This is a genomic window from Pseudoalteromonas sp. P1-25 (genome assembly GCF_001401805.1).
In the GTDB taxonomy this organism is placed as follows: Bacteria; Pseudomonadota; Gammaproteobacteria; order Enterobacterales; family Alteromonadaceae; genus Pseudoalteromonas.
Genome location: NZ_LKDW01000001.1, coordinates 247,895 through 271,265 on the forward strand (window position 1 = coordinate 247,895; position 23,371 = coordinate 271,265).

The window sequence follows — 23,371 nt, forward strand, 5'->3', positions numbered from 1 at the left end:
TAAAATGCACATGAAATATATTAAAGGGTGTTGAACTGATTAAATTTAAATAACTCAACCTTTAAAACATAGTAACTGCGAAGCGGGCAGCGGTTTACTAAAGTAGTAACCTTGAATCAGATCGCAGTCTAGCTTAGCAAGTAATTGTTGTTGTGCTGATGTTTCTACGCCTTCAGCGACCACACTTAAGCCTAAACTATGCGACATTGCAATGGTGGCTTTAACTAAGCTGTAGTCTTCTTTGTTTTCGGTAATACCACAGATAAAGCTGCGATCTATCTTTAATACCTCAAACGGGTATTGCCTTAAATAGCTAAGCGATGAGTAACCTGTGCCAAAGTCATCCATGGATAGTTTAATACCTAGCTTATTAAGTGCATGCAAAGACTCTGTAATATTTGTTTGTACACTCATTAGCACACCTTCGGTAATTTCAAGCTCAACATCTTTCGCACTCACGCCAGTTTTTTCTAACGTGCTTGCTATAAAACATAGCAGCTCTGAATCTCTAAACTGGCTTGGTGATAAATTAATAGCCATGCTGTAGTTTTGTTGAGAGCTTGCCTGCCACCGTGTTAAAAATGCTAATGCCTGCTCAATAACAAACTTGCCAATAGGAATAATTAAACCTGTTTGCTCTGCTAACGGAATAAACTCATCGGGCATAACTTTACCAAGCACATTATTGTCCCAGCGTAATAATGCCTCTGCTCCGATTATTTTATGTGTTTTAGCATTGCATTTAGGTTGAAAATACAATTCAAATTCGTTTTTTTCTAATGCAACATGCATCTGCTCTTCGATTGCTAAACGCCTTTTTATGGCTGTATTCATCTCGTTGGTAAAACAAGCGTAGGTATTTCTGCCAAGTGCTTTTGCTTGGTACATGGCTGTGTCTGCATGGCGCAATAAATCGGAGGCCGTTCCCCCGTTATCTGGGTATAAAGCCACGCCAATACTCAGTGTTAATAATAGCTCGCGACCATCTATTTCAAAGGGATTTCTAAAGCTTTTTAGTAAGCGTGTAACAATCTCATCAACTTGTTTTTTACTCTTCAGATCTGGTTGTAAAATAATGAACTCATCACCTCCTAATCTGCCTACGGTCGCGTTTTCATTAACTATTTGACTAAGTTTATCCGCAGCGCTAATAAGTAATGAGTCGCCAATTTCATGCCCCAGTGTGTCGTTTACTTTTTTAAAGTCATCTAGGTCTATGAAAATAACAGCGGCTAAGGTGTTTTTTTCTTTTGCAGTGTTAATTAGCTGAGTTAGTCGTTTTAAAGAATTAAAACGATTAGGAAGTAGTGTTAAGCTATCGTAATAGGCTTGTTTGCGTATAAGTTTATTAGACTCATGCTGCTCTGTGATATCACGTATTATCACCATGATTTGATTTGAATGATGTAAATAGCTCACCCTTGCCTCGAAATACAACACACCTTTTGGGACTAAAAGTTCATATTCAAAGCATACAATGCCTTTATTTATTAGAAGTTCTTTAATATTTTCTTCAAATATTTTAGCTACGCCTTTGGGTAACACACTAAACATCGACTTATTTAAAAATTGTTCTGGTTGTAAATGAAGGTTACTAAAATCATTAGCATGATAATCAACTATGGTACCCTCGGGTTTAAGCAAAAAATAAAGGTCAGGGATAGCTTCAAATACTTTTTCAAGCATCTGCTGTTTATCCATGGCTTGTGCTTGTGCCTGCTTTACCTCGCTCAAATCTATGTCAATGCAGTACATTTGCTTTACACCATGTTGATTTGTAAACATAACATGGCTTGAAAACACTGTTACATTGCCCCCATTTTGATGAACTAATGTAAGCTCTGCGGCAGGTATCTCTATATCATTTATAAGCCATTCACTATGGGCGGCTATAACTGCATCACGCATAGGTGGTGGAATAATTAAATCTTCAAGTTTTTTTCCAGTTGCATACTCTTTTGTGTAGCCATAAAGCAGCTCACTGCCTTTATTCCAGTAAATAACGCGTCGTTGCTCATCGTATCCTTGAACTGAAATACTGTGTATCGCATCAAATAACTGATGAAGCGGATCGTTCAGTACAAATTGGTGTGACAGTGTTTGAACCGTTTTTAATGACTTCATTTATACGTTACCTAAAGAACTTATTAACTAAATAATAGGACGTACTTTTTAAATTAACACTTTTAGGTTGGTTTTTAACTGATATACCTTTGCATAAGGTATAAAAAAAGGAGCCAAAGCTCCTTTTTAAATGTTATTACAGTTAATTAGCTTACATATTAGCTGGGTGCTCTACCCCGACCCACGCCTTAAATAAGGCGCGTTGAGATAAAGTGGCATTTTTATCAGCAACCACCTTTTTAGGTTTATCATAATCCTGCGATAAAACCAGGGTTGTTGATTGAAGTGCATCTCGGCGAATAAAATCAATAGTCACCTTTTCACCCGCTTTAAACACCTCTAAGCTCGATTTTAAATCTTTCCCTACATGTTGCTTGTTTACAGCCACAATTTTATCGTCAGTAGTTAAACCAGCTTGCCATGCTGCGCCCCCTCTGCGCACATGAGTAAGCGTTAATAATTCACCACTATTTTTTGCAGTGGCATCAATACTTGCTAGTGGCTTAGCGTTCTCGGGGCGGGTTAGTTTCAAGCCAACTTTGGCCAATAACGCATCAAAATCTATATCAGCTGGGGTGCTTACGTTATCGTGCCACCAAGCTGTATAGTCTTCACCTGTGAGCTCTTTTAATATGGTAAGTACATCTTGCTCAGTAAATCCCTGTGGTAACCTGTGCTTATTGTATAAAGCATTGTGTACTTGGCGGTAGTTAACTTTTGCTTTGGTTGTTTCTAATAAATGTATATCAAGCAACATAGAAAGCAATGAGCCTTCTAAATATATATTGGTGCTGTAATTTCGCGCGTGGTCACCGCCTTGGTTTATCCACTTATCAAAGCTTGTTTCACTGGCACTTTGTACTTCTCGCCCTGGTGTTTGTAAATGGCGGTTGATGGTTTTACTCATCACTTTAAAAAATTCATCGGTGGTTTCTATGCCAGAGCGCACCAATAAGTGATCTTCAAAGTAGCTAGTGGAACCTTCCGAAATCCATAATAAATTAGAGTAGTTCATGTTAGTGTAATCATAAGGTACCAACCCTTTAGGACGGTAGGCTTTTACATTCCAGGTATGAATAAACTCATGCGCGGCGGTACTTATAAAGCCTAAATAATCTTCGCGACTACCAAACCGATCTCTTGGGCGCTGTATAATGGTTGAGTTTAAATGCTCAGTTGCTCCGCCGGCACCTGATGTAGCATGGACCATAAATACATAACGCTCATACGGGTAGCTATTCCAAATAACATTACCTGTGGTCACCAATTTTTTTAAATCAGTCAGCATTAGTTGCTCATCGTAGTTGCCCTCGCCCCATATTACTAGCTCGTATTGGCGACCATCTACTTCAAATTTATGAAGTTTGTTAATTCCTGTTTCTATTGGTGAGTCTACCAGTACATCGTAATCTGCGGCTTTAAAACTGTGTTTATTACTACCATTTTCCATACCAGATACAGAGCGCCACGCTTTAGGCACCTTTAAATCTACGGTAACAGGTTCTTGGCGAAACGATTCACTAAACATGAAAAAGCCAGATGCATCAATGAAGGCATGGCTATCGTCTATGTGGCGTGCACGTTTACCTAACTCGTTTGCATATACTTGATAATCAATATTCACCTGTGTTGGCTCAACTAAGTGCACACGCCATGTGCTGTGGTTAATTTTTTCCCATTTTAATGCATTGCCATTGTCGTCTGTGGCCGCAAAATAACGTACCCCATTAGCTAAATTTAATATTTCGTAGCGCCCAGTGCGCCATGCAGGCAATTTAACATCGATATGCGATTGCGCCGATTTTGGAAATTCTACACTCACATTGCCTAAATGGTGTTGAGGCTGTGTAATACTTAATGAGTAGTTAACATCAGCTAACGCAGGGGCAGCACAACAGGCCGCTAACATAGACAGGACAAAACGCTTTTTCATAATGACTCAAAGTTACTTATTATTTGAAATAAGCCTAACAAGGCATAAATTAAAAGTGAATTAAAAACGATAAACAACCTAATAGCTCAGTTTACATGCAGGGTCTAAGTAAAAATGCTAAGTTTTTAATTAGATAACTACACTTAATATGATTTTGTTGTAAACTGAAGGTAATGTAATTAATACGATGGCGGTATGCTTAGGTGTCTGAAAACTCTAACGCTGTAGATAAAAAGTTAAAGCAAGCAATTGAAGCAAGGATAGCCATTGAAAATGCGCGTAAGCTCCAAGTTGATACTTTATCAAATCTAACTGCAAAGCTGTCTTTAAGCTGCAAAGGGCTTGATATTGAGCTTGATAATAAACTCGCTAAATTTAGAAATTCGCTAAATAAAGGTGTTGGGTTTGAAGTATTATCGCCTTTAATAGATGACATATTATTGTTATTACAAAACCAAGAAACGTTACAAGCTGCCCATCAACGAGAGCTGTTTTCGAGCGTACAAACAGCCGGTAAGCTTTTACAAAAAACCAAAGGCTTGCCAGACGATACCCGTCGCACCTTAAGACATTTGCTCGACCACGAAATTAATAATGTACAGTCTACGCACGATTACATTCCGATTTTAAATCAGCTAATAAACTTTTATCATCATGCTTTACAGAGCAAGCTATCAGCCACGGATGAAACAAGCGTTAATGCCTCTCCTCGTATGGCTAAAAAGTTATTAGAGCTTGCAAATGAGCTGGTATTAGAGGATGAATCGACAGAGCAAATTAAACAAATAAAAAATGCGATTACCGAAAACGATAATGTAGAAGCGCTGTTGCAAGCCGCTTTAAATATAATTAGCGTTGTGGTTAAAAATATTAGTAAAGAGCGCCAATCGGCTCAAAGCTTTTTAGTCTCGCTTAATCAAACCTTAGAAGAGTTGCACTCATCTATTGTATCTACCAGCCAACACTCTAAATCAATGGGTGAAGAGTTCGATACGCTCAACAAACGTATTGAAGGGAAAATAAAGCACCTAAACGAGCAAACCCAATCGGCTACGTCTATTTCCTCATTAAAAGAATTAGTAGACAACGAGCTAAGATCGCTCAGTAAAGACTTTATTGCTAAAGAGCAGCTAGAAAGAAAAGACCGCGAAACACTGATTGCCAGTTTTGATGAAATAAACGATCGAATTGGTAGCTTAGAAGGCAAACTAACTAAATATAAAAAACGCCTAAACGAGCAACGCTTTAAAAGTTTACTCGATAGCCTTACAAAACTTCCAAATAGAGCAGCCTTTGATGAGCGTTACAACCATGAGCTTCACTTATTTAATGTGCAGGCTTCGGATGTTACCCTAGTGGTTATTGATGTTGATCACTTTAAGTCAATTAATGACAGGTTTGGGCATACTGCAGGCGATATAACATTGCAAGTTATTGCAAAAGCGCTACAAAAATCAGTCCGCCAGTCAGATTTTATAGCCCGCTACGGCGGAGAAGAATTTGTTTTACTTATGCCTGGGCTTTCGTTGTCGCATGCAGCACAACCACTAGAAAAGCTAAGAAAAGTGATTAAAAATATTCCTTTTAAATTTAGAGAAAAAGAAATAGAAATCACTATTTCGTTAGGTGCTACACAATTTAAAAAAGGCGATACACCGCTCAAAGCATTTGACAGAGCAGATGACGCCCTCTATGAAGCAAAAAAAACGGGTCGGGATCGCCTTTGTATGAGTAAATAATGTCATAATTCTCAATTAGTTTGAGTGCTAAAGTAAATGACATGCAGTTTTTACATTTTAAGCAACAAGGAGAATGCCGATGTTAATACAGTTAAACCCGACTGGGGTTTTAGATTTACTGTCACAATTGGAAGTTGATTTATTAGAGCAATCTTCAGCCAGTGAACGTTATCGACTTTTTAGAAACTGTGCCTTAGCCGTCCTAAACGTAGGCAGCCACACAGATGCTAGTAATGAAATTTACGACAAATACCAAGACTTTGATATACGCCTAGTCAGTCGCGAACGTGGCATTAAAATTGAGTTAGAAAATCCTCCCGAAACCGCCTTTGTTGATGGTGAAATAATTACCGGTATTCACGAGCATATTTTTTCGGTGATCCGCGATATTTTATTTATTTGCCAAAAATACGAAAAAGATCTTAAACAGCAAAAAGCCATTACCCACATGGTATTTGATATGCTTAGAAACGCCGGCGCACTGCGTGTTAACAGTGAACCAAATATGATTGTATGTTGGGGCGGACATTCAATTAACGAAATAGAATATAAATACACTAAGCAAGTAGGTTACGAGCTTGGTTTACGTGGTTTAAATATATGCACTGGCTGCGGCCCAGGTGCGATGAAAGGCCCGATGAAAGGTGCCACTATTGGGCATGCTAAACAGCGCATTAGCGAAAACCGTTATCTTGGTTTAACTGAGCCCAGTATCATTGCCGCAGAGCCGCCAAACCCTATTGTAAATGAGCTGGTAATTTTACCCGACATTGAGAAGCGCCTTGAAGCATTTATTAGAACGGCGCACGCAATTATTATATTTCCTGGTGGTGCAGGTACTGCAGAAGAGTTACTTTATTTATTAGGTATTTTGCTGCACCCAGATAACGAAAAACAGTGTTTGCCTGTTATTTTAACTGGCCCTAAAGAAAGCGAAGCGTACTTTAGCGAGTTATGTAAGTTTGTAGAGCTAACATTAGGCAAAGAAGCCCTTGATAAGTTTGAGGTGATCATTGATGATCCTGCTTTAGTAGGGCAAAAATTAAAATCTGCTATGGCAAGTGTGCGTAATTACCGTAAAAGCCAAGGAGATGCCTACTACTTTAACTGGACACTTAAAATCGATAACGACTTTCAGCAACCTTTTGCACCTACGCACGAAAACATGGCCAGTTTAGATTTACACCTAGAACAGCCTAAGCAACATTTAGCGGCTAACCTACGTAGAGCGTTTTCAGGTATTGTTGCTGGCAATGTAAAAGATGAGGGCCTACGCGCCATAAAAGCACACGGACCCTATGTGTTAAGCGGTGAGCCTGAGTTAATGAAAGATATGGATAAACTATTACAGGCATTTGTAGACCAAGGTCGTATGAAGTTACCCGGTAGTAAGTACGTCCCTTGTTATGAAATAAAAGCATGAGTTTGACTATTTGAAACCCCATTTACTTTTAATTGATGCGCTTAATTTAATTAGGCGCATTTACGCAGTTGACGCCAACCAAACACACCATAGTGAAGAGCACATGCTAAAGGCCAGTTGTGCCCGCGTTGCACACGCGTGCAAAAAGCTTTTACAGTCAACAAATGCCACTCACGCTATCGCTGTTTTTGATGGAGATAAAAGCTGGCGCTATCACTTTTATAAGCAATATAAACACTCTAGAGCCCCCATGCCCGACACGCTCAAAAATGCCCTGCACAATTTTAAACAAGCTATAGAGCAAACGGGTATCGTTGTATTTGAACCGATTAACGATGAAGCTGACGATATCATAGCCACCTTAGCCTACAAAGCTGCTAAAAATAAGATAAACAGTACTATTGTTTCTACAGATAAGGGATTTTTACCCTTTTTGAACGACTATATTTGTGTGTACGATTATTTTAAAAAATGCTACCTAGATAACAACAGCATCGAGCAGCGTTTTGGCATTGAGCAAAGTAAGCTAATTGATTTTTGGGCCTTAGCTGGCGATAAAACTAACGATGTACCTGGCGTTAAGGGCATAGGGACTAAATCGGCTCAACTTATTGTAAATACCTACGAAAATATAGATAAGGCCATAGAAGACGACGCCCTATCAAGCAGTATTCAAAAAAAGTTAGTTGAGCAAAAAGACATGTATGTTATTTCTAAGCAATTAGTCACTTTACGTACAGATATACAGCTAGGCTTTAGTTTAAAGCAGCTAAGGTTACATTAGTCGCATGTTGATAGCACTGTTTACGCTCACAATTTATACTCTCAATATTGTTGCGAGCATGAGTGAAAAATGATTAAAAAGTTTATAAGGTACTTAATATTAGGGCTAGGATTATACGCGCTCATTGCGACTTTAGTGATCACCTTTTATAAAGATGACCCGCAAGCAATGATTTGGCAAGACCGTGAGGCCTTTAATGAACGCTACATCAAAAAGCTCTCAATTGATGAGGCAGTTACGTTAAACAGTGTACTCGATTATTTAGGCAGCCCGGATTTAACCTATGCCAAGCGCAATAAAGACCAAGTATGGCAGATTGTTTTTTACCGTACTCAGCACCAAACTTCAGATGGCATAACCACAATGGATGAATGCACCGGCTTATTATTTAAAAATGGTGAGTTATTTTTATGGGGCCCCAGCGCCTATACAACTTACCAGGAAAAGATCAGGTGATGGCCAATGGATGAGCCTATTTCAAAACAGTTAGTGCGGTTACTGCATAACACACAGCAAATACTGACAATTTATAATGACAAAACGCAGTGGCAACATCTTTATCCGCTTGTTGCGCAAACAGCCCAGCACTATCGTGTTTTATATCAGCAACATCCGCATGCGTTACAAGCGCGTTTGAGTTTGTACACCAGTCACTACGACTTTGCTACAAACCTCGTTATTAACCAATGTGTTATTAGCACAGCGCTGTGCGCTAGCCAACAGTTTGATGACGAGCTAACCGAGCTTTATGTTGGCGTTGCTTTAGTAGAGCATTGCTGTGTTGTAGCACAGCATAATAAAATTTCGCAGCAGCAAATGCTTACACTCAGCGATAAAAAAATATGGCGTTTTCGCCATCAGCTAGCAGCAAAAATGCTGCTCAGTGGGCAGCACCCTACTCAAAATAGCGTGCGTATGTTGGCTAAATTAAATAAATATAAACAAGCTTTATTGAGCAGCAGCGACATCATGCTATACGACAATGCCATAACCTTGTGTGCATTAAGTAATATTATAGCGATGAACATCACTTATACACCCAAAAAGAATCCATTAAATTTTTATAAAGCGCTGGGTGAATTATATGTCAAAACAACTAACCCATTTGCGCAAAGGTTAGTTAAAGATTTAATAGCGCATATAGGCCCACACCTCCCAGGCAGTAAAATTGTTTACAGCGACCAAGCAATGGTTTATCTCGCAAGTGATGAGACTAATAAACATATACTTATTAATGCCAATAATGAGAAAAAACTAGCATGGTACAAGGTTAAAGCCTCACTTAAAGATCAGCCACTGCAATGGCTATGTACTGATAAGCGGGTATTATTTTTAGCCTGGAACAATGAGCACTTGGTACGTAAAGCCCCGGCGCAAATAAGTTCTAAGGCCGAATTAATCGCATTAGTGAGCCATATAAAAGTAGCGCATGAATACAGTTTTAAAGGCTTAGATAAGTTACTGGCCCCTTTTAATGAAATAACACAAAAGCTCTGCCAAGCAGTCAGACCCTATAACAACCAGCACCAAGCCGCCAAAGATTTACGCCATAGCTTGTCGATGGTCGGGTACGATAATGCACCGGCGATTATTCAGCGGGTTATATTTGAGCAGCTAGTTGATACATCGCACCATCCGCACAAACACATTGTACTGAATAAGCTTAACAGCTTTATTCGTATTTTAGCTTTAATGGTAAGTAATAACCCTAAACAGCAATTTGAACAAATAGCTTTGCCTATTTATGGTTACGTGCACTACTTATTAACCCATTGTAGTGCGCAGCTCTGTGCAAAAGTATGTATAAATAGTGCGCCTAACCAAACCTATAGTGCACCCTTAGCCGCCTTTTTTGGGGTTGAAACGTTTAATAATGAGCATTTAAATACTGAATTAGCACAGCTACTGAGTGATAACCCATGGACTAAGCCACTGCTCGATGCTGAGCAACACCCCAAAAAAGAGCTAAATGAGCAGCACAAATTATGGATTAGTTTAAAGGTTGTGGCGCAAAGTGTTTTCAAACCCGCCTTACCCTTGACCCCTTGGCAAAAACACACTTTAAATGCGCAATTAAAAGCACAAGGATTTAAATCTAAGGGTGACTTTTTTGCGCAACTGCAAGGCTTATCGCTGTATAACAGCATTTAAGTCACTTATGCTCACTATAAACAGAGGTTATACCCTGTATTTATAGTATAAACTGGCAAAATGGGCAATAAGTTGGTATAAATGCGCCCTCAAAATTTATCCACATACGTCACATAAATGACCTAACAAGCAGTTACTATTTTCAGTAATAATTTATGTGCGTTTTTTATTCTTTTAAAGGAAAAGTCAATGGCCAAACAAACCATCACAGTGATCAAAGGCGACGGCATCGGTCCGAGCATTATCGACTCAGCACTTGAAATATTAAAAGCCGCAGGTTGCGATTTTGATTATGAATTTGTTGATGCAGGCCTTGCTGCACTAGAAAAAACTGGCGAGCTACTTCCTCAAGAAACAATTGATACAATCGCTAAAAACAAAATCACGCTTAAAGGCCCATTAACAACTCCGGTAGGTGAAGGTTTTACGTCTATTAACGTTACATTACGTAAGCAGTTTGGTTTATACGCGAATGTGCGCCCTGTTAAATCATTTGTTGGTACTAAAGCACGTTACGATGATATCGATATCATTACTATTCGTGAAAATACCCAAGGTATGTACTCAGGTTTAGGTCAAGTTGTAAGCGAAGACGGTAACGAAGCAGAAGCTAAATCTGTAATTACTCGCGAAGGCGCTGAGAAAATCATCACCTTTGCTTATGAGTTAGCAGTACGTGAAGGCCGTAAAAAAGTAACCGCAGTACACAAAGCAAATATCTTAAAATCTACTTCTGGCTTATTTTTAAAAGTTGCACGTGAAGTTGCTGAGCGTTACCCGCAAATTGAATCAACTGAAATGATTGTTGATGCAACATGTATGAAGCTAGTAATGACACCAGAAGAGTTTGACGTTGTAGTAACGACTAACTTATTTGGCGACATATTATCAGATCTTTGTGCTGGCTTAGTTGGTGGTTTAGGTATGGCACCAGGTGCAAACATTGGTGAAGACGCTGCAATTTTTGAAGCAGTACACGGTAGTGCACCAGATATTGCTGGCAAAAACCTAGCAAACCCTACTTCTGTAATTTTAGCGTCTATCCAGATGCTTGAGCACTTAAATATGGGTGACACGGCTGAGCGTATTCGCAGCGCAGTAGCTGATGTAATTAAATCTGGCGATCGCACAACACGTGACTTAGGCGGCAGCCACGGTACAACTGATTTCACTCAATCAGTAATCGACCGTTTATAATTTAACAAAGTAAATCTTGTATTAAGCCTAAAAAGCCAGCATCTAGCTGGCTTTTTTGTGTTTTAACCTTAGCTAATTACATCACGTGGCATAACTAAGCCATTAATTATAAAAGAATTTCAATACTCCGAGCATCACTTTTTATACCACTTGTATTAAGTTCTTAGACAGTTAAGTCGAATCGTTTTAATCCAAAAATGATTAAACATGATTACTCATGCGCCGATGAAACCCACTTATCACTAATAGCGCAATTAAATAACCTATTGCCCCACCACTTGATGACGATTCACTTTGCACTTCTTGTACTGAGACTGTTAGCTCACTACTTATAACTTCATTAGTTTGACTGTCTGTGAGCACAAGTTTTACTATATAACTACCTGCACTTTGGTAATTATGACTTGGGTTTTGCGTTGTACCTAGTGGGCTGCTATCGCCATAATCCCAGCTATACGTATAATTACCAGTCCCCCCTAATGGTGAACTATTAAATTGTACCGCTAAGTTATTTGTCGTATGGCGTGTACTTAATTGCAGCGGTGCGTTAACACTCAAAGCCTGTTGTTGGTTAACACTTATCCCTTGCGTATCGGTTACTATTAACGCGAGGGTATAATCGCCAGAGTAGCTAAATTGGTAATCTAGGTTTTCAGTTTTCGATACAGGTTCACCATCTATAAGCCAGCGTATGTTGTAAGGTGCTTCACCGCCACTTACGATTGCTTGAGCAGATAAAGTCGCACCGCTTAATTGATACTCTAAACTTTCTATTTCTAGCGGCTTTGTGATGGTAATTTGTGTAGTTTGTGTTTGCGTAGCCGTCTCACCCGTTGCCGTAAAGCTCACACTATAGGTGCCGTAATCTGCATAGGTATGTGTAGGGCTTAGATCAGTGCTCACTTGCCCATCACCAAAATCCCATAAAAAAGTATCTGTGGGGGTCAACTTTAAACCTGCTGCCTTAAAGCTAACAGTTGCCTCGTTTATTGTAGTGGTTATTTGTTGTAGCGCGTCATAGCTGAGTAAAAGCTCTGCAGTTTCACTTTCAGGATGTTGACTGACTATTTCAAAGTTAAACCCCTGGGGAGTAAGCACCACCCCTGATTCAGGCTGCTGCGAAAAACTGTAATCAAAATGATCACGAAACTCACTAATGGCCGCTAAGTCTTGATCGCCTAAACCTGCACTTTGCTGATATAAACTAAATGCAGCGTCGCGTACTTGTATGGGTGTATCTGCAAGTGAACTGCTACTTGTACCGCGAAAAATTGGCTTTTGATCCGCATCAACCACTAAGTTAAAACCGCCGCCTGGGTGCTCAGTTGTGTTGTTGTTATCCAGTGCACTATTGCTATACCACAGTAAAACCCCCGGTGAATATTGCTCTGCTTGTAAGCCGGCATCCACACCTTTGTGTGCACGTAGCTGTAAATAATAGTGGGCTGCTTTAGTATAAATATAACTACTCACGCGGCTAAAACCATTTAACGCTATGGTAGACTCTGACTGCTCTGCGTTATTTTGCCAAATCACAGCATTGTTGTGTGTTATTTTTAAATCATCGGCTACAAATCCATAATACTGTGTGTTTGCATCGGTAATATACTCAATACTTAGTGTAATGGTCTGTCCTGCATATTGTGTTAAATCAAATTCATGCATTAAAAACCCATTAGGTTGCTGCGCATCAGTATGTAAAAACGAATCACCACTTATATACGGGCCTATATCGCCATAATAAGGATTTGTCTCGATTGTATAATTACCAGCTAAAGGGGTTTGATTTACCTTTACTTGTACAAGGTCATAATCGCGCTCAATACTGTAGTAAGCTAAAAAGCTAAAAGTCACTGGTGTAGCCGCCTCAGGTAAGGTCACAGTTTGTGTGAGCGTGTGTTTAAGGTTATTACCTGTACCAGAGTAAAATTGAAAATCACCTTCTACCGGGGGTTTAAACTTTTCTAGCTGCTGCGCAAGTGACACTTTAATTTGGCTTTGCTGCTGAGAAAGTGAGCTCGTATAAACAAGCAACTGTTGAGGCTGGCTGTTCACTTCCTCCATGGTTAGGTTAAGCTGGTTAACCCAATTGCCTTGGTATCTGTTTTGTAAATACTCAAGCGCCTGCGCACTAAACATAACGGGCTGTGACCCCCTAGGCCCGCCAGCCCAGCTACCCGTAGACATTATTGACCAAGACGATACAGGCTCACCCACCGTATTTGATTGTAAGTCGTATTCATCTGCTAACCCTAAGTCGTGACCAAATTCATGCGCAACGACACCTATACTAGCATCTATAGGGTTTATCGTATAACCCGATAACTTAACATTACTACCAGAAATACTAACAGGTTCACTGTTTTCATCAAATACGTAGTAGCGGTGAGACCAAATTGCATCAACGCCTAAATAGCCTCCGCCGGATTCTTCACCAATACTGGAATGAAAAACCATAACATGGTCGATAATTCCATTCGGCTCGTTGATTATGCCATCGCCGTCAATATCATCTAAATCTGTTAAATCATATTGCGTTAAATCAATATCAAATTGTGCAGTGGCTTTTTCTACCGCTTCTTTTATCAGTGCGGGGGCATTTATATCGCGTGTGTTACCTACTCGCTCTCCATAAGTTTTTGCATTGCTATCTGCCCTAACCCATCCATATACTTGCCCGCTAAACGTTAAGCTTGCACCTGATGCGTCGTAATAATAATCGTATACGCTGCTGAGCGTTTCGTTATTGGGCCCGGCAAAACCACCTTTATTAAAAAGTAATTGTTGGTAATGCTCCTTTGTATAGTTTTCATAGTACATGTCGGTATCAGCATCAACAAGCTGGTTGTCATCGTGCTTTAAATCAGGAAAATCAATTAAAATAGCCAGCACTTTAACTTCATTTAGCCCGTTGTTAGGGCTAGCCGCACTTGCATAATACAGCTGCTTATTGGCCTGCATAGTTGTTAAGCGGGCTTTCATAGCCAAAATAGATTTTAGCTGTAAAGGGCTAAAACTTGCAGCATTCGCTAAGTAGCTTTCAACCGTTGGCTTGTTACTGGCTTGTTGGGTATCAGCGCGTTTATTTAACCAATACTCTATTCTTTGTTTATTAATAATACCTGGGTCATGCGCACTGGTATTTGCTGCGTTAAGATTTAGGCTGCAAAGGAATAAACCAAGCCCTATTATTTTTTTCACTGTATCTTCCCCAGATAAATTATTGCTCTATCATACCTAATATATGTATTAAGCACAGTGCTCAAATCATCTATTCACTCACTATGCTTACTCATGAAAATTAGCATAATTTCTTCATATTTTTTATGTAACTACAAATACCGTGCAATTTTTTAGTATTAAAATAAATTAATTTGAAATTTTAATCCAAAAAAACCTTTTCAAGGTTGACACGAGCACGTAAAACCCTTAAAAATAACCCCATATAGAATTTTTAATCTAAAGCAGCATTTTGCTTTTTATAAAGTGACAATTATGAAAAAACAACTTCACCTTTTAATCGTACTCGTAGTGGTCTTAGTGATAAGCCCAGCGGGGATGTATTAAAAAGTGAAATTGCTTTTTAAAAACCCTCGCATTACGCGGGGGTTTTTTTATGCATAAACAGCGCACAGAGGAATGAGGATGAGCAAACAAGAATATAATGGTTCTGAATTAGTTGTTCAGGCATTAAAAGATTTAAAGGTTAAGTATATCTTTGGCTACCCAGGTGGATCGGTTTTAGATTTATATGATGCACTTTTTCAACAAGAAGATATTGAACATATTTTAGTGCGTCACGAACAAGCCGCAACCCATATGGCTGATGGTTATGCCCGAGCTACTGGCGAAGTGGGTGTTGTACTTGCTACCTCTGGCCCTGGCGCAACTAACTGTATTACAGGTATTGCCACCGCTTATATGGACTCAATCCCGATGGTTGTTTTATCGGGGCAAGTACCTACAGGCTTAATTGGTGACGATGCATTCCAAGAAACCGACATTGTTGGCTGTTCTCGCCCAGTTGTAAAACATAGTTTTAACTGCAGAAGTGCTGAAGAAATTCCCGCTATTTTGGCAAAAGCGTTTTACATTGCAAGTACTGGCCGCCCAGGACCCGTTGTTGTTGAGCTACCAAAAGATATGCTTAACCCTGCTATTAAGTTTGAGTACCACTTTCCTAAAACCACCGAGCTTAGAACCTACAGCCCAAATACAAAGGGCCACTCTAAACAAATTCGCAAAGCAGTTACCGCAATTTTAGAAGCTAAAAAACTGGTAATTTACTCAGGCGGCGGCATTATTCTATCTAACACCTCTGAGCAATTAACCCGCTTAGTTGAATCGCTAAATGCACCTATCACTAATACATTAATGGGCTTAGGCGGTATTTCGGGTATTCACCCAAATTACGTGGGTATGCTGGGCATGCACGGCACGCTTGAAGCCAATAAAGCAATGGCAAATGCCGATGTGATTTTAGCACTGGGCGCGCGTTTTGATGATCGTGTAACCAATAACGTGCAAAAGTTTTGCCCCAATGCAACCATCGTTCACGTAGATGTAGATCCGACATCTATTTCTAAAACCATTAAAGCCCATATTCCAGTTGTGGGCTGTTTAGCCACTGTAATGGAGCAACTACAAGCGGGCATAGATAAAAGTAGCATTCAAATTGATCGCAGTGCCCAAGAAGATTGGTGGCGACAAATTATTAGCTGGCGTGAGCAAAAGTGCCTAAGTTACAACACCGATGGCGATAAAATTAAACCACAAGCAGTTATAGAAGCAGTGTATAAAGCCACTAATGGTGACGCCTATGTAAGCTCTGATGTCGGTCAGCACCAAATGTTTGCAGCACAATATTATCCATTTAAAAACCCTCGCCAATGGATCAATTCAGGGGGCTTAGGCACCATGGGCTTTGGCTTACCAGCAGCGATGGGGGTTAAGCTTGCTTTTCCTGATAAAGAGTCAGTATGTGTAACTGGCGATGGCTCAATTCAAATGAATATTCAAGAGCTATCGACATGTTTACAGTACAACTTGGCTGTAAAAGTAGTTTCGTTGAATAACCGCTCATTGGGCATGGTACGCCAATGGCAAGATATGATTTACGGTGGGCGTCATTCATCTTCCTATATGGACTCATTACCTGACTTTGTAAAACTTGTTGAAAGTTATGGCCATGTAGGCATAAAAGTAGATACGTTAGATGAGCTACAACCTGCTATAGATAAAGCTATGAGCATTAATGACCGTTTAGTATTTTTAGATATTAACGTTGATGAGAAAGAACATGTATACCCAATGCAAATCAAACTAGGTGGCATTGATGAGATGTGGTTACGTAAAGGAGTAAAAGCATAATGCGTCGTATATTATCTATTTTATTAGAAAACGAACCAGGAGCCTTATCACGCATTGTTGGGCTTTTTTCACAGCGCGCCTACAATATAGATAGCTTAACCGTAGGCACTACGGATGATGAGTCACTGTCGCGTATCACCATTACTACTATGGGTGATGATAGAATCGTTGAGCAAATTACTAAACAAGTAAACAAACTAGTAGATGTACTTAAAATTATTGATTTGACCGAAATGAGTCACATTGAACGTGAATTATTACTTGTTAAAGTATTTGCCCAAGACGAAACCACACGTGCAGCTGTTACACGTGTTGTTGATGTATTTCAAGGTGCTATTTTAGATATGGGCCGCCAAAGTTACAGCTTACAACTAGTGAGCAGCACAGACAAAATTGAGTCATTTTTAGACACCCTACGCCATGAAACCGACATTATTGAAGTTGTGCGCTCAGGCGCTGTAGGTATTGGCCGTGGTGATAAGGCTCTAAAAGCATAAAGGTTAAACAGCTAAATTTTTAAATTAAAAGCCACTATTTAGTGGCTTTTTTGCAGGCAAAAAAAAAGAGCTAAATAGCTCTTTTTTAAAAAATTCTGTAAAGCGCCAATTAAGGGTTTACTTGGTCTTTAAGACCTTTACCTGCTTTAAAGCTTGGGATAGTTGCCGCTGCGATTTGGATCTCAGCACCCGTTTGTGGGTTACGGCCAGTACGTGCTGCACGTTCTTTAACTGAGAAAGTACCAAAACCTACTAATGCAACTGAATTACCTTCTTTTAAAGAAGAAGTTACAGCGCCAGTAAACGCATCAAGTGCACGTGTAGCAGCAGCTTTAGAGATTTCTGCATCAGTAGCGATTTTTTCAACTAATTGAGCTTTATTCATTGTTAGATTCCTATTCGTTATTATTTTGCCTTCGCAAAACCTATCTTTATGCATTTTTAAGGAGTTAGCAACAGCAAATTGCATTTTTTGCTTAAATACTTCGAAAATGCGTAAAATTTTAATAATTCTCGGTAAAATACAGCGTGTTGGGTTAACTAAAACTTAATTTAAGTACACAAAAGGCACACTTTAAATAACACACTGCTCTATATTTTTTCGATAACTAAGGTCACTTCCCCAACCTCGACACCAAACTTAACAATAGACGTACGGTTTATCAAGCGTGATTGTGTAACCAGGTACATCCAATCATCAAAGTTTACCTCAAGCGTACTGCCGTCATAGGGTAAAGCCACATTGTAGTTCCAATGAAACACACTGCCAGCACTGTTACCGGTTGCAATACCAAGCACGTCATCAGCACGACCCACTAAGCTATTATCGTCATTAAGAGTGACATACCAAATACGCTTTTGCGTTTCACCATCGTCATACACAAAGTCTTCCTCTATAACGCCTTCGTTGCCTTCCCAGCGCGCATTCATAGTAACCACAAGTTTACGTGTGAGTTCGCCTTTATAATCTTGCACAACACCATATGCTTTTAAATCACCACTAAAAAACGCTTTAAAATCAAATTCTGGGGTGCTGCTATTGTAGTGCTCTACTTTTGGCGCGGAGCAGCTCACTAAAAATAATGCAGCCATTAAAATACATAGCTGTTTAAATTTATTTATATTGCGCATGCTAATTTCCTAATAATTGTTTTCTAAGTGTTGGCTCTGAGGTGTTCGGGCTTAGCCAAATAGCTAAAAACTGGTTGGCAAATTGTGAGTCTGTTATCTCACCTAATTTTTTATCATTATGATAAAAAGTAGCCTGACCGCTTGGTGATGTTTGTAAGCTCAACGATTCGCCTTTTTTAATGTTAGGCCAAAGAGCGAGCAATTTATCAGCATACTTAGCTGATAAATCACTTTTACCTAAATGCAGCCATTGCTCTTTAGTGGCTTTAACAATGTCTTTTGCTGCGAAGTCTCGCAAATAGGTGAGCGTAAATTTAACTGGGTGCACTCCCTGTTTGTAAGTCCCTGAAGGGGTATATAATGTAGCATCGTAAACATCCCAGAATAAATATTCCATACGCGCCTCGCCCACTTTTTTAAAGTCAGCCTGCTCTTCGCTAAAGCTCAAAGGGGTAAACAAAGTTGCCATAATCATTGTAGCGGTTATTGCACATTTTTTTGCGGTATTAATCATACAAGCTCCTGTTATTGCTTGCTAATATTCAAAAACGCTTTAATTTTTTGGTTGATAAAAAGTATAAGTGTAAAGGCTGCAGCCCATAGTGCGCCGTACAGAAGCCAAAATGCCCATACAGGTGTATAAATACTAAGCACGCCAAATTGAGCGCCAGAATAATAACTAATAGGCGCAAAGACTAAGCACACAAAATAGGCTTGCCAAAATTTTAGTTTAGTAATAAACGCCATTGATGTGTTTATGCAAAGCAATAATGCTGCCCATAGCAAGGCTAACCAAAGCGGGAAAGGTGATACTTTAAATTCCAAAAGGTTTAACTGCACAGCCGTGTATTCACATAACAGCGCAATAGGTAAAGCTTTAGCTAGAAGCAACGCGTCATGCTTATGTTGCTTCGATAAAACGAACATAAGCACAACAATAACAGAGGTGTATAATACAGATTGGGCTTCTAAAAACAGCGATAAAAACCACACCGTTTGAAAAAGTACAAAATTAATAATTAAAGGCAATTTCGTCATTTTGACTAGTGAAACGTGGTTTACGCGCCGTTAAATGAACGGTACTGGTTGCTCGCGTTCTAAAAGCGCCTTCACAGTAAGCAAAGTAAAACAACCATAACCTGTAAAAACGCTCATCAAATTTGTCACTGTCTAGGGTGTGCCAGTTATCAATGAAGCGAGTACGCCAATCAGCGAGTGTTCTAGCATAATGCGCGCCTATGTCACTTACCGTATGAATAACCATATCGGTGTTGTTTTTAATTTGCTCGCTCATCTCATTAAGTGAAGGCAAACAACCTCCAGGGAAGATATACTGCTGAATAAAATCTGAGTTTTTTAAATAATGTTGATAACGCTGATCGCCAATAGTAATTGCTTGAATAAGCATTGCACCGTCTTCTTTAAGTAGGTTATTACACTGCTTAAAAAAGCTAGGTAGGTATTCATGCCCTACTGCTTCTATCATCTCTATTGATACGAGCTTGTCGTATTGACCTTCTAATAAACGATAATCGAGCTTAAGCAATGTTATGTTATTTTCAAGGCCTAACTGTTTAACCTTGTTTTCAACATAAGCATATTGTTCATCCGAAATCGTTGTTGTGGTCACATGGCAGTTATAGTGAGTCGCTGCGTAAATGGCAAACGCACCCCAGCCTGTACCAATTTCTATAACTGTATCGCCTTCGTTTATTTCTACTTGCTCACAAATTTGCTTAAGCTTATTTTGTTGAGCGTCCTCAAGGGTTGCCTCTTTTGTTGGATAAACAGCACAGGAATACAGCATTTCATCACTTAAAAATGACTCATATAAATCGTTTCCTAAATCGTAATGGGCAACAATATTCTTTTTCGAACCAGATTCTGAGTTGCTGTTTTTAAGATGTTTAAATCGGTGGGCTAGGCCACTAAAAAAAGAGAATTTTTTTTCAAATGCATCAAGTTGCTTTTGGTTTATAGCAAAAATTTCGATAAGTTTGGTCAAGTTATCACACGACCATTGCCCAAGAATATAAGACTCACCAGCCCCCACACTTCCAGACATAGCAAATGCCTTGTACATGGCAGTGTCGTTAACGGTGATAGTGGTTTTTAAGTCTGAATGCTGATGACCAAATACTGTTGAGCGGCTGTTCTCAACTAACACTATTTGGCCTATTTCAATACTTGCAAAGGCTTTGGTGACTAGCTTTTTATATAAATTTGTAAACCATCCAGTTTGCTCTTGGCAGTTTATACTCGAGACTTTTTCCATCTTAAACCCTTTATAATTTTGTCACTACCCGCAACTAAGCTAGTTTAACTATACTAAGGTTTTCCTGAATGACCTAAAAAAGGAACCCTTTTTATAAACAACTTAAGTGCTTGCACATAAATACCTTTGAAAATAGACAAAGTCATCGCAGGAAATTTTTTTAATAATTTAGTAACTTCTTGCTTAGTTAACTGACTTCGCTTTAATCGTAAAGACGCGTCAAATAACAACTCATCTCCACGTTTATTTTCTATATGAATTAATGTGTTATCGGCAGTATGTTGTACCTGCCAATGGTAGTCCATATCTAAATTCATAAAGGGTGATACGGAGAAAGCTTTTTTAAAGTTCACTTTTTTTTGTAAGGGCACCAAATAATAATGGCGTTCATTCCAGGGTGTATTACTCACCTCAGCCACCATATATTCAAAATTGTCGGCGCTATTACCGTAAAAGTAAAAATTTACAGGGCTAAAATAAATGCCCAAACACCTAAGTTGGCCAAGCATATAAATATGCGAAAACGATTCTTTAACCCCTAGTTTTTCTATTTGGCATTGTGCACGTTCAAAAATGCTGAGTGGTTCTGAATTAGATTGTAAAGTTAAATAATCAGCCTGGTTAAACCGCAATACTTTAAAACCAAATGTACCCAACATAGGATGAATGTTGTTAAGCAATAAAGGATTTTTTAAATCAATCCACATCATGTAGAGAGGGTATTTAAACTTATGACTTTTTTCAGAGAAGCGGCGATGCCTCACATCGCCTAAGTAAACAGCGCTATTCAAATTCAACACCTAACTGCCTAGCGACATCAACCCCACTGCGTACGCCATCTTCATGAAAACCGTTATACCAATAAGCACCACAAAAATAACTATTGTTTTGGCCATCAACAGTGTGTTTAAGTTTTTGTGCGGCAATGGAAGATTCGTTAAACACAGGGTGATGATAAGTAAACTCACGTAATATATTCGCTTTGTTAATCCCTTCTAAGTGGTTAAGGGTTACACAAAATTGCGTATCAGAGTCTATACCTTGCAGTATATTCATCTGGTAGGTTACAACGGCTGCTTTATCTGTATTTTCATTTAGTAAATAGTTCCAACTTGCCCAAGCTGCTTTTCTATCGGGTAACAAACTAGTGTCTGTATGCAAAACTACCGAATTTTCTGTGTATGGAATTGCACCTAATACAGATTGCTCTTGCTCAGTAGCATCGCCAAGTAACGCTAGTGCCTGATCAGAATGACACGCAAATACCACTTTATCAAATTCAGCTTGCTCCCCATTTTTTAGGGTTATGATTACTTTATCACTTACACGAGTAACCGTCTCAATGTCGGTATTTAGTTTTATTTGATCTGCAAACCCTTTGATAAGTGGCTTAATATATTGTTTGGAGCCACCTGGAATTACATACCACTGCGGCCTATTTGTAATATCTAGTAAACCATGGTTGTAAAAAAAGTTTACAAAAAACTCTACGCCAACATTTTGCATCTCTTTAATGCTGGTTGACCAGATAGCGGCACCCATAGGCAAAATGTAATGGTATTTAAAAAAGTCATTAAAGCCGTGTGTATCCAATAACTGACCTAACGTTTGATTTTTAGGGTAGTTTTGCTCGCTGTGCATTGCTTTACATAATTTATTAAACTTAACTATATCGCTTAACAAGCGCCAAAACTTGGGCCTAAATATATTCCTTTTTTGGGCGAATAAACTGGCAAAAGTGTGACCGTTGTACTCAAAACCGCTTGCTTGATTGTGAACACTAAAGCTCATTTGCGTTTCTTGTCTATCTACGCCAATGCGCGCGAGTAGTTTTTCAAAGTACGGGTAAGTACGGTCATTAAATACTATAAAGCCTGTGTCTATTGCGCGTTTAACTCCAGCATCAGATATTTCTACTGTTGCGGTATGACCACCAATATAATCGTTTTTTTCAAATACGGTAATATCGTAATGTTTATGCAGTAAATGAGCACAGGTTAAACCCGATACGCCAGAACCTATTATTGCTATTTTTTTCAACGGGCTAGTCCTTTTGCTAAACGTAACCAAAGTGGTAACGGTAAGATTCGTAATGCTTTTAAAATAAGTGTAAACCGATAAGGAAAGTGAACTTCTTTACGGCGTTTATTAATTCCCTTAATCATGTAATCGGCAGCCTCAGTTGCGGTAACGGCCATAGGCATTGGGAAATCGTTTTTATCGGTCAGAGGGGTTTTTACAAAGCCTGGGTGCACTAAAGTAACATCAACGTCGTTTAAGTCGATTGCTAAACTTTTCGCTAAATAGCTTACCCCGGCTTTAGATGCACCATAAGCCTCTGAGCGTGGCAGAGGTAAATATGTAACACTTGAACTAACCAGTACAAGTTGTCCGCCTGTGCTAATTTTTGGCAAAAGAGCCTCAAGGCAATAGCCCATTGCTAGCAAGTTAACCGAAATAACGCGCTCAAACAGGGCGCTGTCAAAGTTGCGGGCATCATCAACGTATTCACAGTTACCGGCATTAAGAATAACCTTATCAAAAGCAGTAAACCCAAGGGTTGCTTGCTTTATATCTTTGAGATCTGTGGCATCGAACTGACAAGCTTTAATGTTGGTATGTTTTTCAAGCTCAGCTAGCTTTTCAAGGTTTCTACCGCAAGCAATCACCGTGTTACCTTGCTGGGCGTACTTTATTGCCAGTTGCTCGCCAATACCTGAGGTTGCACCTGTAATTAAAATATTCAT

The 23,371-nt window shown here is 39.2% G+C and carries 19 protein-coding genes; 8 read left to right on the top strand and 11 right to left on the bottom strand.

Annotated features, from left to right (window positions below):
• Nucleotides 1-54: 54 nt before the first annotated feature.
• Nucleotides 55-2,124: a bifunctional diguanylate cyclase/phosphodiesterase gene (locus AN393_RS01145; RefSeq protein ID WP_055017100.1), complete on the bottom strand. Its 2,070-nt coding sequence runs from the start codon at nt 2,122-2,124 to the stop codon at nt 55-57.
• A gap of 151 nt (nt 2,125-2,275) precedes the next feature.
• Nucleotides 2,276-4,057 carry a M61 family metallopeptidase gene (locus AN393_RS01150; RefSeq protein WP_055017101.1) on the bottom strand — a complete coding sequence of 594 codons (1,782 nt, stop codon included), beginning with the start codon at nt 4,055-4,057 and terminating at the stop codon, nt 2,276-2,278.
• A 203-nt stretch (nt 4,058-4,260) separates the two neighbouring features.
• Between AN393_RS01150 and AN393_RS01155 the strand changes: the two genes are divergently transcribed.
• The 6 genes from AN393_RS01155 to AN393_RS01180 all read left to right on the top strand — a co-directional run bounded on the left by AN393_RS01155 (nt 4,261) and on the right by AN393_RS01180 (nt 11,351).
• Nucleotides 4,261-5,796, top strand: coding sequence for a GGDEF domain-containing protein (locus AN393_RS01155; RefSeq protein WP_055013657.1), 1,536 nt, complete (start codon nt 4,261-4,263; stop codon nt 5,794-5,796).
• Between the two features lie 79 nt (nt 5,797-5,875).
• Nucleotides 5,876-7,219, top strand: a complete 1,344-nt coding sequence (ppnN, locus tag AN393_RS01160; RefSeq protein ID WP_055013658.1) for a nucleotide 5'-monophosphate nucleosidase PpnN — start codon at nt 5,876-5,878, stop codon at nt 7,217-7,219.
• Nucleotides 7,220-7,229: 10 nt separating this feature from the next.
• On the top strand, nt 7,230-8,003 hold the full coding sequence (gene xni, locus AN393_RS01165; RefSeq protein WP_055013659.1) for a flap endonuclease Xni: 774 nt from the start codon (nt 7,230-7,232) through the stop codon (nt 8,001-8,003).
• Nucleotides 8,004-8,072: 69 nt separating this feature from the next.
• Entirely contained in the window at nt 8,073-8,459 is a 387-nt protein-coding gene (locus AN393_RS01170; RefSeq protein ID WP_055013660.1) for a DUF3192 domain-containing protein, read from the top strand.
• Between the two features lie 6 nt (nt 8,460-8,465).
• Nucleotides 8,466-10,154, top strand: coding sequence for a hypothetical protein (locus AN393_RS01175; protein WP_055017102.1), 1,689 nt, complete (start codon nt 8,466-8,468; stop codon nt 10,152-10,154).
• Nucleotides 10,155-10,343: 189 nt separating this feature from the next.
• The gene (locus AN393_RS01180) at nt 10,344-11,351 is read left to right on the top strand and encodes an isocitrate dehydrogenase (protein WP_055013662.1); all 1,008 of its coding nucleotides are present in this window, start codon (nt 10,344-10,346) and stop codon (nt 11,349-11,351) included.
• A 201-nt stretch (nt 11,352-11,552) separates the two neighbouring features.
• Here the strand turns inward: AN393_RS01180 and AN393_RS01185 are convergent, their stop codons facing one another.
• Nucleotides 11,553-14,552, bottom strand: a complete 3,000-nt coding sequence (locus AN393_RS01185) for an immune inhibitor A domain-containing protein (RefSeq protein WP_055017103.1) — start codon at nt 14,550-14,552, stop codon at nt 11,553-11,555.
• Nucleotides 14,553-14,996: 444 nt separating this feature from the next.
• Between AN393_RS01185 and AN393_RS01190 the strand changes: the two genes are divergently transcribed.
• Nucleotides 14,997-16,721, top strand: coding sequence for an acetolactate synthase 3 large subunit (locus tag AN393_RS01190; RefSeq protein WP_055017104.1), 1,725 nt, complete (start codon nt 14,997-14,999; stop codon nt 16,719-16,721).
• A complete protein-coding gene (gene ilvN / locus AN393_RS01195) occupies nt 16,721-17,218 on the top strand; it encodes an acetolactate synthase small subunit (RefSeq protein ID WP_004586403.1) in 498 nt (165 codons plus the stop codon). The genes AN393_RS01190 and ilvN overlap by 1 nt, the downstream gene beginning before the upstream one ends.
• Nucleotides 17,219-17,327: 109 nt before the next feature.
• Here ilvN and AN393_RS01200 read toward each other — a convergent pair whose 3' ends face one another.
• The 8 genes from AN393_RS01200 to AN393_RS01235 form a co-directional block, all read right to left on the bottom strand.
• Nucleotides 17,328-17,603 carry an HU family DNA-binding protein gene (locus AN393_RS01200; RefSeq protein ID WP_004586404.1) on the bottom strand — a complete coding sequence of 92 codons (276 nt, stop codon included), beginning with the start codon at nt 17,601-17,603 and terminating at the stop codon, nt 17,328-17,330.
• 206 nt (nt 17,604-17,809) lie between these two features.
• The gene (locus AN393_RS01205) at nt 17,810-18,349 is read right to left on the bottom strand and encodes a DUF3833 domain-containing protein (protein WP_055017105.1); all 540 of its coding nucleotides are present in this window, start codon (nt 18,347-18,349) and stop codon (nt 17,810-17,812) included.
• A gap of 1 nt (nt 18,350) precedes the next feature.
• Entirely contained in the window at nt 18,351-18,863 is a 513-nt protein-coding gene (locus AN393_RS01210) for a chalcone isomerase family protein (protein WP_082422650.1), read from the bottom strand.
• Between the two features lie 11 nt (nt 18,864-18,874).
• Nucleotides 18,875-19,387, bottom strand: a complete 513-nt coding sequence (locus AN393_RS01215; protein WP_055017106.1) for a DUF2878 domain-containing protein — start codon at nt 19,385-19,387, stop codon at nt 18,875-18,877.
• Entirely contained in the window at nt 19,362-20,624 is a 1,263-nt protein-coding gene (locus tag AN393_RS01220; protein WP_055017107.1) for a cyclopropane-fatty-acyl-phospholipid synthase family protein, read from the bottom strand. Before AN393_RS01220 ends, AN393_RS01215 begins: the two co-directional genes overlap by 26 nt.
• A gap of 53 nt (nt 20,625-20,677) precedes the next feature.
• Nucleotides 20,678-21,415, bottom strand: a complete 738-nt coding sequence (locus AN393_RS01225; RefSeq protein ID WP_055013667.1) for a DUF1365 domain-containing protein — start codon at nt 21,413-21,415, stop codon at nt 20,678-20,680.
• Nucleotides 21,408-22,664, bottom strand: a complete 1,257-nt coding sequence (locus AN393_RS01230) for an NAD(P)/FAD-dependent oxidoreductase (protein WP_055013668.1) — start codon at nt 22,662-22,664, stop codon at nt 21,408-21,410. Before AN393_RS01230 ends, AN393_RS01225 begins: the two co-directional genes overlap by 8 nt.
• Complete coding sequence (locus tag AN393_RS01235; protein WP_055013669.1) at nt 22,661-23,371, bottom strand: SDR family NAD(P)-dependent oxidoreductase; 711 nt, start codon at nt 23,369-23,371, stop codon at nt 22,661-22,663. Before AN393_RS01235 ends, AN393_RS01230 begins: the two co-directional genes overlap by 4 nt.

Excerpts from the sequence above, each read along its gene's own strand:
- AN393_RS01145 (WP_055017100.1), bottom strand. The coding sequence starts at position 2,124 with ATGAAGTCATTAAAAACGGTTCAAACACTGTCACACCAATTTGTACTG.
- AN393_RS01150 (WP_055017101.1), bottom strand. The coding sequence starts at position 4,057 with ATGAAAAAGCGTTTTGTCCTGTCTATGTTAGCGGCCTGTTGTGCTGCC.
- ppnN (WP_055013658.1), top strand. The coding sequence starts at position 5,876 with ATGTTAATACAGTTAAACCCGACTGGGGTTTTAGATTTACTGTCACAA.
- AN393_RS01170 (WP_055013660.1), top strand. The coding sequence starts at position 8,073 with ATGATTAAAAAGTTTATAAGGTACTTAATATTAGGGCTAGGATTATAC.
- AN393_RS01175 (WP_055017102.1), top strand. The coding sequence starts at position 8,466 with ATGGATGAGCCTATTTCAAAACAGTTAGTGCGGTTACTGCATAACACA.
- AN393_RS01180 (WP_055013662.1), top strand. The coding sequence starts at position 10,344 with ATGGCCAAACAAACCATCACAGTGATCAAAGGCGACGGCATCGGTCCG.
- AN393_RS01190 (WP_055017104.1), top strand. The coding sequence starts at position 14,997 with ATGAGCAAACAAGAATATAATGGTTCTGAATTAGTTGTTCAGGCATTA.
- ilvN (WP_004586403.1), top strand. The coding sequence starts at position 16,721 with ATGCGTCGTATATTATCTATTTTATTAGAAAACGAACCAGGAGCCTTA.
- AN393_RS01200 (WP_004586404.1), bottom strand. The coding sequence starts at position 17,603 with ATGAATAAAGCTCAATTAGTTGAAAAAATCGCTACTGATGCAGAAATC.
- AN393_RS01205 (WP_055017105.1), bottom strand. The coding sequence starts at position 18,349 with ATGCGCAATATAAATAAATTTAAACAGCTATGTATTTTAATGGCTGCA.
- AN393_RS01210 (WP_082422650.1), bottom strand. The coding sequence starts at position 18,863 with ATGATTAATACCGCAAAAAAATGTGCAATAACCGCTACAATGATTATG.
- AN393_RS01215 (WP_055017106.1), bottom strand. The coding sequence starts at position 19,387 with ATGACGAAATTGCCTTTAATTATTAATTTTGTACTTTTTCAAACGGTG.
- AN393_RS01220 (WP_055017107.1), bottom strand. The coding sequence starts at position 20,624 with ATGGAAAAAGTCTCGAGTATAAACTGCCAAGAGCAAACTGGATGGTTT.
- AN393_RS01235 (WP_055013669.1), bottom strand. The coding sequence starts at position 23,371 with ATGAATATTTTAATTACAGGTGCAACCTCAGGTATTGGCGAGCAACTG.